This window comes from Micromonospora sp. PRAS1 (assembly GCF_059553435.1).
This window is the reverse complement of sequence record NZ_JCANNB010000003.1, coordinates 141,707-155,926: the sequence shown is the minus strand read 5'-3', so window position 1 is coordinate 155,926 and position 14,220 is coordinate 141,707. Positions and strand designations below refer to the sequence as shown.

Below are 14,220 nucleotides of genomic sequence, written 5' to 3'. Positions count from 1 at the left end.
CCGGTCACGAGGGGTCAGCTCAGGCGGTCGAGTGCGGCTCGCAGGCGAGCCAAGGTTCGCTCACGTCCGAGGATCTCGATCGACTCGAACAGCGGCAGCCCGACGGTGCGGCCGGTCACCGCGACCCGTACCGGCGCCTGCGCCTTGCCGAGCTTGAGCCCTCGCTCAGCGCCGATCGCCTCCAGCGAAGCTTTGAGCGCCTCGGCCCGCCACTCGCACGTCTCATACGCCTCGATCACGGCGGCAAGCAGCGCCGGGGCGTCGGCTTTCATGGCTTTCGCCCACGCTGCCTCATCGGCAGCCGGCTCGTCGAGGAACAGGAAGTCGACCATCGGCACGATCTCGGAGAGCACGGCGATCCGGGTCTGCGCCAGCTCGGCGACACCAGCGAACGCGTTGGCGTCGTATGCCTCCGGCCGCCATGGCGCGGTCTCACCGCTCAACCATGGCTGGCATCTCTCGACGAACGCCTCGACCGACAATGCGCGGATGTAGTCCCCGTTGAAGGCACGGAGCTTCTTGACGTCGAAGAACGCCGGCGAGGGGTTGACGTCCTCCAGCCGGAACTCCGCCACGATGTCGTCCCAGGGTAGGATCTCGCGGTCACCGGACGGCGCCCAGCCGAGCAACATCAGGTAGTTGCGCATCGCCTCGGCGAGGTAGCCCTCGGCGCGGAAGTCCTCCAGGGCGACCCGGTCCCGGCGCTTGGAGAGCTTCTGCCGCTTCTCGTTGACCAGGATCGGCGCGTGCACCCATACCGGCGGCTCAGCACCGAGCGCCTCCCAGAGCAGCTGCTGCTTCGGCGCGTTGGGCAGGTGCTCCTCGGCCCGGATCACGTGGGTGATGCCCATGGCCATGTCGTCGACCACGTTCGCCAGCAGGAACACCGGTGACCCGTCGCCCCGGGCGATCACGAAGTCCTCGATCAGGGTGTTGTCGAAGGTCGGCTTGCCGCGTACCAGGTCGACGATGACGGTCGAGCCCTCGTCGGGGGTACGGAAACGCAAAGCGCGGCCGTCCCCGGCAAGTAGGCCACGGTCCCGGCAGTAGCCGTCGTAGCCCTTGTGCTCGCTGCCCGTACGAGTGATGACCTGATCCCGGGCGCAGTCGCAGTAGTAGGCGAGCCCGGCGGCAAGGAGCCGCTCGATGGCCTCGCGGTGGTGCTGGGCGTAGTCGGACTGGAACAGCGGCCCCTCGTACTCACTCGGGCCGATACCAAGCCACTCCATCGCGTCGAGGATGCCCTGGACCCACTCCGGGCGGTTCCGCGCCGCGTCCGTGTCCTCGATCCGCAGCACCATCGATCCGCCCGACTGTCGGGCCAGCACCCAGTTGAACAGGACGGACCGGGCATTGCCGACATGGAACATGCCCGTCGGGGACGGCGCGAAGCGTACGCGGAGATCGGAACTGGCCACGGATAGCAGGCTACCGAACCACCGGCGTACGGCCTGACTGATATCCGGCCCGAAATTCCGGGATGGCGAGGATGGCCCTCGTCCCGGTGGACCGTCCGGCCGAACTGGTCGACCTGCCGCTATCGGTCGCGACTACTTGCGCCACCAGGTGGCTCGGCCGCGCATGCCGTGGTGCCAGGTGTCGGCTTGGTGTCGGGTGTTGTCGATGGCTTGTTGGTCGCGGTCGGAGCGGTATTCGCGGTGGGGCTGGTGTGGGCTCCAGTCGCCGATGAAGGGGCGTAGGTCGTCGGGCTTGGGTTCGATGTCGAAGTCGATGTCGGCGAGGGTTCGGTCTCCTCGGGTGGGGTCGAGGCGGTCGGCGGCGGCTCGTGCCCAGTCGATCCATCGGGTGTGGTTTGCCGAGTTTGCCGTTTCGTTGGGTGCGGTTTGTTCGAGGGCGTCGCAGAAGGCGCGGATCTCGTTGGCGGAGGTCCAGGAGTCGTAGGCGCGCCGGAATGCCTTCTTGCGTAGGAGTTCGGTGGCCTGGGGGCGGGCCTCGTCGAGGGCGGTCTGCCAGCGGCGACGCTTTTCGGTCTCCTGCCGCTTCATCTCGGCGACGTATTCGTCGTGGGCGCGTTGGGCGGCGAGTTTGGCTTCCTCGTCGGCGGTGATGCCGGCTTCGACGTCTCGGATGATTCGGGGGAGGCGTTTCTCCAGCGTGGTGCGCTTGTCGTCGGTCCAGGTGTCTTTCTTGTCCCAGCCGGCGCGGGCGATCTCCAGCCGCAGGCGGCCGGAGGCGACCCGGTCGGTCTTGGGGATCACCAGCCACCGGTTGCGGCGCAGCTGCCGGGTCTCCTCGGCGGTGGGGACGTGGGGGACTTCGTCGTACTCCTCGATCAGTCTGACCTTTCGGCGGGTCTTGTCGACCTGGAGGTAGACGGAGGGGTTCTTGGTTTTGGTGTTCACTCCGACTCGGTGGTCTCGTCGTCTGGCCTCGGCGGCGAGGCCACGGAGCAGGTCCAGCGCCCTGGGGACGGATGCTTCCGTGACCTCCAGCCCGGCCGGGTTCCCCTCCAGGGCGGCGAACACGAGGTCAGGATCGGTGGTGACGCGACGGGTGTTGAGTCGGATCCGATTCCAGTCCGTCTCATCGGGGTCGTTGTCGTTGGACAGGCGGATGATCAGATCCCCGGCTGCACGGCCGGTGTGCTTGAGGTGGAATCCGGCGGGTACGAGGCCGTGCTGCTTGGCGGCGTGGATGACCCGCCGATACCGGGCGCGTTCCTCAGTATCGGGACTCTCCACTCGCACGGTTCCGCCCTCGGCTTGGAGGCGTGCGACGAGTTGTCGGGCCTGCTCGACCGTCGCGGCGGCGGGGGACGGTCTCTCGCCGGCCGCCGTGGTGGCGTCACCGGCTCCCGAGCGGGCCGGGGCCGACTTGCCTTGCTTGGCGGTGGCGGGCGTCCGGACACACTGGCGGGGTGTCGTGGTGTCGGCCGAGAGGCGGTCGGGGTGGTCGGGGTGGATGCCGTTGTCGAGGTAGAAGCGGCCGGCGTCGGTGATCTGAGCCCGCCATACGCCGCCTCGACGGCTGATGTCGACGAGGCGACGGGTCTGCAAGGCCCGAGCCGTGTGACGCTGATCGACCCCGTCGGGGCCGCTGAGGTCGTCCCCGTCGCCGATCCGCCGTAGCACCAGCAGTTGATGTTCCTTCAGGGGATCCCATCTCTGCATGCTCTCGACCTTCGACGGCTACGACCTGATCCGCAAGGAACGACACTCACCAATGCATGGAGATGGGCGGCAGTGCCGTGACCATGTGCAGACGGCCCTACTCGCTGACCGCCTCCGCCCTCATCGCCTGAATGATGAGAAGACTGTCCCAAGGAGTGGGTGGAACAGCAGGGGATTTCGCGGTGGCCGGGTGGACGCAGAGGTACTGCCTGTCATTGGAGGCGACGTTCCTGGACTCATCCGGACTGACGGCGCAGGGCGGGCGGGTTGCCCGTTGAATTCGGGGTTGACTCGGTGGGTGTTGCCGGGGCGTACTGGTTGTGCGTTCTCGTACCGCCGCTTGGCGCGGTGGGCCATGGAGAGGCAGGCATCCCCGGAGTTGGGTGCCTGCTGTCGTTCGTGTCGACCTTGTCGGGGGCGTGGAGTGATGGGAGGACCCACATGAAGGTTCGGCTGCCGGCGAGTTGAGCCGCCGCTTCACCTCTGGCGCTCCACATGGGCGCTGCTGGTGAGTTCTGCCCCTTTGTGGCTCTGCTGGCCCCTGTCCTGTGTCCGTTGCTGAGCGGGGCCTGTCGTGCGGGCCACGTGACGCATTCTGCCCTCTTCGCCTGCCCCTGCGTGGGGTCCGGCTTGTTCGTTGACTCGTCCACAGTGTTTCTACGACCTCTGCGCGCGAATGAGGTCCGCCCGGCCGGGCGTCACCCGGCAGGACCACGCCTGCCCGGAAGCGTTATCGCAGGCGGTCGACCCGGGCGGCCTTCATTCACCTACCTCGAAACCCTACGACCATCCATGGAGCAAAAAGTGACTTCATTCAACATCAATGTGGTGGGGCTGGCGGCGGTGTCCGTCGAGCCCGCGGTTCCGGTCCGCGCTGTCCTGGCCTTGTTGGTTGGGGCCATGCGCGGGCTGTCTGTCGACGGGTGGTGGGCCGTTGGCGAGACCTGAGCATCGACCGGATGACCGGTCCGGCGAGGTGCGGTCGGGGCGGGAGCGGCTGGAGGATCGCGTCCAGGTGCTGATCATGCTGTTGATCGGTGGTGCGGCGGGCGCGGCGTCCTTCCGCCACGTCCATGACGTTGCCGCCGCGCACGGGCAGCCGGGCTGGCTGGCAGTGGGCGGACGCGGTCGTGCTGGAGTTGACGTCGATCGCGGCGGGCCTGGAGCTGCGCCGTAACCGGCGGTTGGGCAAGAGCGTCGCGTTCCCGGCGACCGTGTTGACGGCGGCGGTGTTCCTGTCTCTGGCGGCTCAGGTGGTCGGGGCGGAGGCTTCGGTGATCGGCTGGATCGCCGCCGCGTTGCCGGCGCTCGGCTTCTTGGCGATGGTGAAGATCGCCCTCGGTCGCGCTGATCCTGCCCCGCCTCACCGGACAGCCCCGTCCGCCCCGAGCAGCCGGTCCGGGCGGGTCGGGTCGGGGCCGGTTTCCGGCACCGGCGCTGCGGTCCCGGACGCCGCCGGGACGGTCCCCGGACCGGCTGCGCCGGTCCACGCCGGCCCGGCCGCGGTCCCGGACTCCACCCCAGCGGTCACCGCCACCGCCCCGGACGGGCAGTCGACGGTCCCGGACAGTCGCAACAGCCACGCGGGGGTCCGGGACGGTGGGCCGGAGATCGCGGCGTTGGTCCCGGTCGCCCGGACCGCCGCCCGTGCCCTCGCGGCCCAGGGGACACCGTTGTCCCGTAAGGCCCTCGCGCGGCAGCTGCGTGCTGACGGGCATCAACTGTCCAACGCCACCGCCTCGGCACTCGTGCGTGTCCTGCGCGCCGAGACCAGCCCGCCCCGACAGCTCTCGCCGGATCTGTCCCCAGCAGATGTCGCGTGACAGATCCCCGATTTCTGTCAGTCGAAGCCCTTCGCGGGCCCGGTCAGGTTCTGTCAGGAAGTCCATGTCTGACAGAACCTGACCCGATCCGACGAGCGTGCACCCGCCGTCCGTCTCGCCGGTACGACCAAGTGCACCAGCCAACACTTCCGATCAAGGAGCATGAACGTGTTCACCCAGCTCGACGTTCACTATCTCGGCCTGCGACACGATCGCCGGTCCACGTCGCGGGTCTTCTCGCACCACCAAGGTCATGGTTCCGGTGTTACCGGCCGTGTGGCGGTCGGTGTCGATCGCCGTGTGACCGTCGGTCTTGACACCGACCCCCGAACCGACCCCCCGCCCCGACTCACAGCCCAGGTCAGCTCCGCTCCCAGGGCTGCGGTACGGCTCCAGACAGACCCTCATCCTGGGGGTCTCCCCCCTGGGGGCGCGTATGCGTAAACGCCTACCGGCTCCGGATCCGCTGCTGCGGTTGCAGGCCAGCATCACCGGCCGCGACGACCGTCTCCTCGGCTGGCTCTACGACCACGGCGCCTTGACCACCGACCAGGTCGCCGCTGCCCTGTTCCCGTCTCTGGACTTCGCCCAACGCCGGCTCCTGCGCCTCACCAGTCTCGGGGCGGTGGACCGGTTCCGACCCAACCGACCCGACGGCGGCTCCTACCCGTACCACTACGTCCTGGACCAGCTCGGCTACGACCACGTCCACGCCCAACGCGGACTCGGACCACCCCGCCGGGACCAGGCCCGCCGCCGCAAACAGTCCCTCACCTCACGCCGGGACCTGCCGCACCTGCTCGGCGGCAACCAGGTCTTCATCGACCTCGCCGCCCACGCCCGCACCCACCCGCACACGGTCCTGGACCGCTGGCAACCCGCCTCCGCCTTCCACGAACCCGGCGTGTTCTACCGCAAGGGCGGCAACCCGCAGATGATGGTCCACGGACCGACAGGACTGCCCCGCCCCGACGGGGCCGGGGTGTGGACCGAGCACGGACGGTCCGTGCCCTTCTTCCTCGAGTACGACACCGGCCGCGAACGCCTCGACGTCCTCACCGAGAAGATCGCCAAATACGAGCGGCTCTTCGTCATGAGCACCTGGGCGTGGCCGGTGCTGTTCCACCTACCCTCCGCCCGCCGCGAGGCGAACCTGCACCACCGCCTCGCCGACGTCCCCGGCCTGGAGACGGTCATCGCCACCACCACCGCCGAACTGCGCACCGCCCTCAACGCCAGCCCCGCCGAACCGGTCTGGCAACTCCAGGGCATCGGCACCGCCGGCCGGACGCGGCTGGTCGACCTGCCCTACACCGACACCCGCCACGACACCCAGTTCCCCACCCCCACGCCGGCAGGCACGAACGGATGGGCGCCCTGACGGCCCAGGGAAGCGGGGTGTGTGGGCTACACGCCGCCGAACAGCCGCATCTGCCCCACAGATTGGGCCGCTTGCGTCCGCCGTGACCGTCAGGCGGCTACCAGCGGCTCCGTCCACCGGCGCGGCATCGACGTCGGCCGGGTGAACCAGCTGAAGGAGGAACCCCGCCGCCGGGCGGGCACGGAAGCACGACCCCTCACCACTGGCCCCGGTCGAGGATACGCCGGGCGGCTCTCGCGAGCGAGGCTCATCGCCCGGCGGGCGTTGCGGGCGGCAGCGCACACGCCCCGCTGCCCGACACACTGCAAATTCCGGCAGTCGCCCCGGGAATCGGGCTGATGAGCGGCGACGACATCGAAGGCCAACCGCCACAGCAGCGGATCGGTCACATCGGCAGGGATGACAGCCAGGCGGCTGAGTCGTTCGCGAGGCACGGCAGACCTTTCCTCGGAAGGGAGCACATGGTCGGCCGCCCGACCACCCGGCCGACGGCACGGACACAATCGACCCTCACCACTGCCGAAAGGTCAAGTCATCCCAGCCCGGAAACGCTAATGCTTGTTGATTTCGCACGGAAAGGACACCCCATGAGTGAAGGACTCCGACACCAGACGATTCGCATGCTTTTCGGAGGACAGTGGCGAAAACGCCCCACCACGAAAACGCCGTCCGGAGGTATCCTGACGAACCGCATCCCGGTACCATCACAACAAACGGTGGTGCAACACCCGACCGTGTCAGCAAAATGCAAGAATCGGTCCCGATGGTTATCGCGCGGGTCGACACCGTACCCATGACCGCCGACGAACTCGACAACGCCGCCGAAGCCCTCGCCGTCCTACTCAACCACTTCCTCGACGACCACCCTCACCTCACCCCGTAGACCAAGCCGACCCGGACAGCCGCTGGCGGCCCGACTCAGGCCGCCAGCACTCCACCCCTCTGACCTCGAAGGACAACCCGCCACAATGCCCGACACGCCACCCCTCACCCCGCCGAGACGACGCGGCCGTCGCGCCCACCCGGCCACCGCCGCTGAGCAGCCGACCGGCCCTCGTCGAGTCTGCGTCTACATCCGCCGTTCCACCGACGACGAGCATCAACCCTTCTCCCTCGACGCCCAACGCGCCGCCCTGGAGAAATACATCGCCTCCCAGCCTGGCTGGACGATCGTCGCCGAATACGAAGACGACGCCTCCGGCGCCACCACCGAACGCCCCGGACTCAAGAAAGCACTCCACGCCGCGAAAGCCGGCCTCTACGACATCCTGCTCGTCTACCGACTCGACCGATTCAGCCGCAGCGTCGCCGACCTCCTCGACCTCATCACCATCCTCGAAGCATCAAACGTCCGGTTCTCCTCCGCCACCGAACCCGTCGACACCGGCGGACCCTTCGGCCGCATGATGCTCCAACTCCTCGCCGTCTTCGCCGAATTCGAACGCAACATCATCATCGACCGAGTGAAAAGTGGCATGACCGCGAAAGCCAGCAAAGGCAAATGGGCCGGCGGCACCCGCCCCTACGGCTACCAACTCGACCCCGACCACCGCCTCGTCCCCCACCCCGACGAAGCACCCATCCTCCGCGACATCTTCCGCCTCTACACCCGCGACCGACACGGCACCCGCGCCATCGCCACCATCCTCAACGAACGCGGCGTCCCCAACCGCACCGGCAAGAAGTGGTCCGGACACACCATCAACCGGATCCTCGACAACCCCGCCTACATCGGCGACATCGCCTACCGCGACGTCTACGTCCCCAACGCCCACGACCCCCTCATCGACCGAGCCACCTTCCAACGCGCCCAAGACATCGCCATCGCCCGAGGAGACACCCAAACCCAACGCGCCATGTCCGACTCCGACTACTACCTCACCGGCCTACTCACCTGCCCCCACTGCGGACAGCGCTACATCGGCACCTCCGCCAAAGGCCGCACCCGCCGCTACCGCTACTACACCTGCTACACCCGCACCCGCTACGGCAAACACGCCACCTGCCCCGCACCCAGACTCCCCGCCGACGACCTCGACCAACTGGTCCTTCAGGCCCTGCACGACTTCTATGCCACCGCCGAACCCGTCCTGGCCGCCATGATCGAACGCGCCCACGCCCAACGCGACACCACCAGCGACGACCGACGCGCCGAACTCGGCGCCACCGCCCACCAGATCACCACCACCGAAGCAGCCATCAACCGCTACCACACCGCCTTCGAAAACGGCACCATGGACGACGCCACCGCCGGACCTCGCATCCGCGAACTCCGCCAACGCCTCGCCCAACTGCACACCCGCCACGCTGAACTCGAAACCGACCTCGCCACCCAACCCACGCCCCCGCCGCCCGCCACCATCACCCGAATCCGCGAGCACCTCACCACGATCATGACCAGCGGCAGCACCACCGAACGCAAAGCCGCCATCGAAACCCTCATCGCCGAAGTCCGGATCACCGACCAAGGCGTCGTACCCGTCTTCAAGATCCCCACCGACACGACAATGCCCCCGCCCAACCCGGACGGGGGCATTAACGATAAACAACCACCGGTTCGCACAATGGTGCGGTCGGTGGAGCCCAGGGGACTCGAACCCCTAACCCCTGCCTTGCAAAGGCAGTGCTCTGCCAGTTGAGCTAGGGCCCCGCAGGCGGCCGGTGCCGCCAGTGGTTGGAACGTACGTGATCAGCGAAGGTCCGGCGAGGTGGTCGCCTCGTGCCAGAGGGCACGCTCGTCGTTCGCTTCCTTGATCTTCTTGGCCACCACGGCGGCCACGCCGACGACGCTGGCCAGGATCAGCAGCTTCTTGAACATCGGGGCTACCCCTCACGCTCGGCGTGCCGTCGGATCATGTGCGGTGGGGCTAGCTGGAATCGAACCAGCGACCTCAGAGTTATCAGCTCTGCGCTCTAACCGACTGAGCTATAGCCCCGCGTAGCGACGAGCAAGGTTAACCCATCCGCCCAGCGGCCCCCAAATCGGGGGCCGGGCCGGCCAAGTGCCCCGCACCGTCGCTCCCGAACCTACCCGAGAGGCCAGCACCTGGCCCACCGATATCGGCTCACCCGGAAACGACGCGGACGCCGGGCAACCGCGGGAAGCGGTCGGCCCGGCGTCCGGATGTCGAACCAGCTCAGTCGCGCTCGGCGAGGGTCAGCTCGATGCCGCCAACCAGGTCGGCGCAGACGTTGTAGACGAACGCCCCGAGCGTGGCCAGTGCGGTGAACAGCACGACGTTCACCAGACCGATCAGCGCCGAACTGAAGATCACGCCCTTCGCGGTGATCTGGAAGCCGCTGGTGCCCTGTCCACCGCTCGCGTTGACCAGGTCACCCAGGCTGTCGTTAACGCTGGTAAACACCCCCATCGCGTCCAGCGCCAGGTACAACACCGAGGTCGCGACGACGATGACGATGAACAGCACGATCGACACGGCGAACGCGAACTTCATCACGGACCAGGGGTCGATCCGCTTGAGGTTCAGCCGGGCCCGGCGCGGCCCGCGCGAGGCGGCCGAGCTGACCGAGGTACGCGCGGCGCGTACCGCGTCACCCACCCGCGCGGCCCCGACGGCGGCCGAACTGACGCCCGGCGGTAGTCCCCCGCCGTTGGCCGGGCGTCCCGTCCCGAACGAGCGGGTGGCGTCCGACTTCGCCCCGGCGCCGGCGGCTCCCGCGCCGGTGACCCTCGGCTGAGTACCGGTCGCGCCGACCTTCGGCAGGACACCGGTGGCGCCCGACGAGGACTGACCCGGACGGGCACCGATCGGCGGAGTGGGCGACGGTGTGCCGGCGGTGGCGGTCGCCGGTGTCGATGTGGCACCCCCCGAAGTGGCGGACTCGGTGCCGCTCTCCTCCTTGGAGGCGGCCTCCTCGTTCTCCGAGGGCTTGTCGGGCGGCGGTGCCATGCCCGGGGCCCGGGTGAATTTCGGGGCAGGCGCGTCGGCGGGGACCGTGGCCCGGCCCACGGCCGCGCGGCCGGTCGCTGGCGAGCCGCTCTTCGCGGCCTCCTCGTCGACCGGGTTGGCCGAGGTCCCCGCGTTCCCCGACTTCGCCTGTGTCTCCGTCATTCAACTAGTCCTGTTCGTCAGGCTCGTCGGCATTGCGAGCAATCGCCACGATAGTCACGCCGTCCGGAAGGTCCATCAGCTTGACCCCCATTGTGTTCCGGTCACGCGTACGGCGTACAGGCTTCACCGGAGTCCGGATAACACCACCGTTGCTGGTGATAGCAAACAGCTCGTCGTCCGGGTCGATCACGACCGCGCCAACCAGACCACCGCGTCGCTCGGTGATCTTCGCAGTCAGCACACCTTTACCTCCCCGGCCCTGGACCGGGTATTCCTCGATCGGGGTACGTTTCGCGTATCCCCCGTTCGTGGCCACCAGCACGTCCAGGCCCTCCCGGACGACCTCCATGGCCAACAGCTCGTCCTCGTCACTGAACCGCATCCCGATCACACCCGAGGTCGCCCGGCCCATCGGCCGCAGCGCCTCGTCGGTGGCGTTGAACCGGATCGCCTGAGCGTTCTTGGAGACCAGCAGCAGGTCGTCCGTCGGCCCGACGAGCGCAGCACCGACCAGCTCGTCCTCATCGCGCAGGTTGATCGCGATGATGCCGCCGGAACGGTTGGAGTCGAACTCCTCGAGCCGCGTCTTCTTCACCAGGCCGTTCTTCGTCGCCAGGACCAGGTAAGGCGCCACCTGGTAGTTCGGAATTTCGATGATCTGCGCGATCTGCTCGTCCGGCTGGAAGGCGAGCAGGTTGGCCACGTGCTGACCCTTGGCCACCCTACTGGCCTCCGGAAGCTCGTACGCCTTGGCCCGGTACACCCGCCCCTTGTTGGTGAAGAACAGGATCCAGTCGTGCGTGGAGCAGACGAAGAAGTGACTGACGATGTCGTCCTGCCGCAGCGAGGCACCACTGACACCCTTGCCACCACGCCGCTGCGATCGATAGAGGTCGACCTTCGTGCGCTTCGCGTACCCCGTGCGGGTGATCGTGACCACCACGTCCTCCCGCGCGATGAGGTCCTCCATCGAGACCTCGCCGTCGAACGGGACGATCTTAGTACGTCGATCGTCGCCCCACTTCGCGACGATCTCGCCCAGCTCCTCCGAGACGATCCTCCGCTGCCGCTCCGGCTTGGCGAGAATGTCCTTGAGGTCGGCGATCTCCAGCTCCAACTTGGCCAGGTCGTCGAGGATCCGCTGCCGCTCAAGCGCGGCGAGCCGGCGCAGCTGCATGTCCAGGATCGCGGTCGCCTGGATCTCGTCGATCTCCAGCAGCCGGATCAGGCCCTGCCGGGCGTCCTCGACCGTGGGCGAGCGCCGGATCAGCGCGATGACCTCGTCCAGCGCGTCCAGCGCCTTGGACAGACCGCGCAGGATGTGTGCCCGCTCCTCCGCCTTGCGCAGCCGGAACGCCGTCCGCCGCCGGATCACCTCGATCTGGTGCTCGACGTAGTACCGGATGAACTGCGCCAGGTTCAGCGTGCGCGGCACCCCGTCCACCAGGGCCAGCATGTTCGCGCCGAAGGTCTCCTGGAGCTGGGTGTGCTTGTAGAGGTTGTTCAGCACCACCTTCGCGACCGCGTCGCGCTTGAGCACCAGCACGATCCGCATGCCCGTACGCCCGGAGGACTCGTCCCGGATGTCGGCGATGCCGGCGAGCTTGCCCTCCTTGATCAGCTCGGCGATCCGCTCGGCCAGGTTGTCCGGGTTGACCTGGTACGGCAGCTCGCTGACCACAAGCGCCGGCCGGCCGCGCTTGTCCTCCTCGACCTCCACCACCGCGCGCATCCGGATCGAACCGCGACCCGTGCGGTACGCGTCCTGGATGCCCGACTGGCCGACGATCAGGCCGTGGGTCGGGAAGTCCGGCCCCTTGACGATCTCCAGCAGCGCTTCGAGCGTGGTGGCCTCGTCGGCCTCCGGGTGCTCCAGACACCACTGCACCGCCGCGCCGATCTCCCGCAGGTTGTGCGGCGGGATCTTGGTGGCCATGCCGACCGCGATGCCCTCGGAACCGTTGATCAGCAGGTTCGGGATCCGCGACGGCAGGATCGTGGGCTCCTTGGCCCGGCCGTCGTAGTTGTCCTGGAGGTCGACGGTGTCCTCGTCGATGTCCCGCAGCATCTCCATCGCCAGCGGGTCGAGCTTGCACTCGGTGTTGTGGCTGACGAAGCCGTCGGAGATGAACGAGTGGTCGTCGGTGTCCACCCGGATGCTGTAGACCGGCTGCACGCCCGCGTCGGTGACGCCAGCCACCTCTGCGTAGTAGAAGCGACCGTCGACAAGCGGCTCAACCACGTCGAGCACCTCGGCGTTGGTGATCCGAGCCGCGATCTCGTCGCGGTCCCGCTCCCAACGCTCGATCCGGTCCACGTTGTGCCGGCGGAGCCAGTCCCGCTCGGTCCACCGGCTCGCGCCGTGCTCGCGGATGAAGTCGCCGACCAGCGGCACGTGGTCGCTGGAGAGCGCGTTGCTGCTCGCCGGCACCGCCGCCAGCTCCGACTCCAGCTTGGCCTGCTTGCGGCCGAGGAAGCCGACCTGCGCGGCGAAGATCCGCGCGTCGCGGCGGTTGGTCACCACGACCTTGATCTCGCCGTCGTCGTACCGGCACTGCTTGCTGATCACACCGAACTCAAGCAGCAGCTGCTGCACCTCGCGGGCGAGCCGCTCGCTGCGGGTGGAGTACGAGATCTGGATGGTGTTGCGCGGCAGCAGCGAGGAGGAGCCGTCCCCCTCGAAGAGCGCCTGGAGGAAGGCCCGCTTGATCGCGGCCGGCCCCTGCCAGACGAACTCCGGCACGAACTTCGCCGCGCTCCGAGCACCCACCATCTCGCCGAGGATGCTGGTCCGCAGCGCGGAGAGATCCTGGATGTCGAGCTCGTGCAGGACGCTCCCGGAGGCGATCACCCGCTCGGAGACGTACCGGGGACCACCGACGGCGAGATCGTAGGCCGCCAGGACACGTACGAAGAACTCGCGGTCGACGTTGTTGAAGCCGGCACGGGCCTCGGAAACCCAGCCCTCGCTCGCGAAGGCACCCGCGAGGACGGCGGCTTCGACGTGTTCGAGCATCGGGTAGCCGATCTCGTCCGGCACGCTGCGCTGGAGGACCACCCGGTCTCCGGGGGAGATCTCGGCGAGCAGCTTCCAGAGCAGGGTCGGCACGCCGGCCACGTCCACCAGGCAGAGCACCGGGTGGTTGTGGGTGCCGGTCAGCTCGTACCCCTCGCGGGTGCGCAACCGCAGCGTCGGATGCTCGCCGGAGTGGAAGAACTTGGAGGCGCGGACCAGGTCACCGTTACGGTCGCGGACCTTCAGCTCGATGTCGGTCTCGCTGCTCGCCGCCGCGCCCGGCACCACGTCGCCGATCCGCACGCTGCCCCCACCAGCGCGAATACGGACATCTCCGGTCAGACAATAACGCATCGCCGCAGCCGGATCATTTCCGGGCGAACCGAAGTTGCCGTTGCCGTCGACCAGGGGGTAGCGCAGCGACCACTGCTGGGCCATCCGGACCAGCGCGTCGTAGATGGCCGAGTCGCCGTGCGGGTGGAACTGACCCATTACGTCGCCGACGACCCGGGAGCACTTCACGTAGCCGCGGTCCGGTCGGTAGCCGGAGTCGAACATGGCGTACAGAATCTTGCGGTGGACCGGCTTGAGCCCGTCCCGGACGTCCGGCAGCGCCCGCCCGACGATGACGCTCATCGCGTAGTCGAGGTAGGAGCGCTGCATCTCCACCTCGAGCCCGACCGGCTCGATCCGGTCGTGCGAGACGACGGCGGCCTGCGCCTCGGGGACCTCGGGCTCGTTAGGTGTGGACTCGGGGGATTCGGTCACTGTTAACCCTTATCAGAGTGTGAGTCGT

The 14,220-nt window shown here is 68.1% G+C and carries 9 protein-coding genes, 2 tRNA genes and 1 pseudogene; 4 read left to right on the top strand and 8 right to left on the bottom strand.

Going from position 1 to position 14,220, the window contains the following annotated elements:
* Positions 1-14: 14 nt before the first annotated feature.
* Together gltX and AC507J_RS04485 are read right to left on the bottom strand one after the other, a co-directional pair.
* Entirely contained in the window at positions 15-1,418 is a 1,404-nt protein-coding gene (gene gltX / locus AC507J_RS04490) for a glutamate--tRNA ligase (RefSeq protein ID WP_496287764.1), read from the bottom strand.
* A gap of 132 nt (positions 1,419-1,550) precedes the next feature.
* On the bottom strand, positions 1,551-3,131 hold the full coding sequence (locus tag AC507J_RS04485; RefSeq protein ID WP_496287763.1) for a hypothetical protein: 1,581 nt from the start codon (positions 3,129-3,131) through the stop codon (positions 1,551-1,553).
* Between the two features lie 823 nt (positions 3,132-3,954).
* Between AC507J_RS04485 and AC507J_RS04480 the strand changes: the two genes are divergently transcribed.
* The 4 genes and pseudogenes from AC507J_RS04480 to AC507J_RS04465 all read left to right on the top strand — a co-directional run.
* Entirely contained in the window at positions 3,955-4,308 is a 354-nt protein-coding gene (locus AC507J_RS04480) for a DUF2637 domain-containing protein (RefSeq protein WP_496287762.1), read from the top strand.
* Entirely contained in the window at positions 4,205-4,954 is a 750-nt protein-coding gene (locus AC507J_RS04475) for a DUF2637 domain-containing protein (protein ID WP_496287916.1), read from the top strand. The genes AC507J_RS04480 and AC507J_RS04475 overlap by 104 nt, the downstream gene beginning before the upstream one ends.
* 436 nt (positions 4,955-5,390) lie before the next feature.
* A complete protein-coding gene (locus AC507J_RS04470; RefSeq protein WP_496287761.1) occupies positions 5,391-6,335 on the top strand; it encodes a replication-relaxation family protein in 945 nt (314 codons plus the stop codon).
* A 968-nt stretch (positions 6,336-7,303) separates the two neighbouring features.
* A pseudogene (locus AC507J_RS04465) lies at positions 7,304-8,335 on the top strand (recombinase family protein); the annotation flags it as partial.
* Here AC507J_RS04465 and AC507J_RS04460 read toward each other — a convergent pair.
* The 6 genes from AC507J_RS04460 to gyrA form a co-directional block, all read right to left on the bottom strand.
* Positions 8,222-8,803, bottom strand: a complete 582-nt coding sequence (locus AC507J_RS04460; protein WP_496287760.1) for a hypothetical protein — start codon at positions 8,801-8,803, stop codon at positions 8,222-8,224. The pseudogene AC507J_RS04465 and the gene AC507J_RS04460 sit on opposite strands and share 114 nt — an antisense overlap.
* 109 nt (positions 8,804-8,912) lie before the next feature.
* A tRNA-Ala gene (locus tag AC507J_RS04455) sits at positions 8,913-8,985 on the bottom strand.
* A gap of 39 nt (positions 8,986-9,024) precedes the next feature.
* Positions 9,025-9,153: a DLW-39 family protein gene (locus tag AC507J_RS04450; protein WP_341718255.1), complete on the bottom strand. Its 129-nt coding sequence runs from the start codon at positions 9,151-9,153 to the stop codon at positions 9,025-9,027.
* Positions 9,154-9,197: 44 nt separating this feature from the next.
* Positions 9,198-9,271, bottom strand: a tRNA-Ile gene (locus AC507J_RS04445).
* A 201-nt stretch (positions 9,272-9,472) separates the two neighbouring features.
* The gene (locus tag AC507J_RS04440; RefSeq protein WP_496287759.1) at positions 9,473-10,408 is read right to left on the bottom strand and encodes a DUF3566 domain-containing protein; all 936 of its coding nucleotides are present in this window, start codon (positions 10,406-10,408) and stop codon (positions 9,473-9,475) included.
* Between the two features lie 4 nt (positions 10,409-10,412).
* Entirely contained in the window at positions 10,413-14,192 is a 3,780-nt protein-coding gene (gene gyrA / locus AC507J_RS04435; protein ID WP_496287758.1) for an intein-containing DNA gyrase subunit A, read from the bottom strand.
* Between the last annotated feature and the right edge of the window lie 28 nt (positions 14,193-14,220).

What these genes read in the sequence shown, in the direction of transcription:
- AC507J_RS04485 (WP_496287763.1), bottom strand. Translation starts at nt 3,131, where the DNA reads ATGCAGAGATGGGATCCCCTGAAGGAACATCAACTGCTGGTGCTACGG.
- AC507J_RS04480 (WP_496287762.1), top strand. Translation starts at nt 3,955, where the DNA reads ATGTGGTGGGGCTGGCGGCGGTGTCCGTCGAGCCCGCGGTTCCGGTCC.
- AC507J_RS04475 (WP_496287916.1), top strand. Translation starts at nt 4,205, where the DNA reads ATGACGTTGCCGCCGCGCACGGGCAGCCGGGCTGGCTGGCAGTGGGCG.
- AC507J_RS04470 (WP_496287761.1), top strand. Translation starts at nt 5,391, where the DNA reads ATGCGTAAACGCCTACCGGCTCCGGATCCGCTGCTGCGGTTGCAGGCC.
- AC507J_RS04450 (WP_341718255.1), bottom strand. Translation starts at nt 9,153, where the DNA reads ATGTTCAAGAAGCTGCTGATCCTGGCCAGCGTCGTCGGCGTGGCCGCC.
- AC507J_RS04440 (WP_496287759.1), bottom strand. Translation starts at nt 10,408, where the DNA reads ATGACGGAGACACAGGCGAAGTCGGGGAACGCGGGGACCTCGGCCAAC.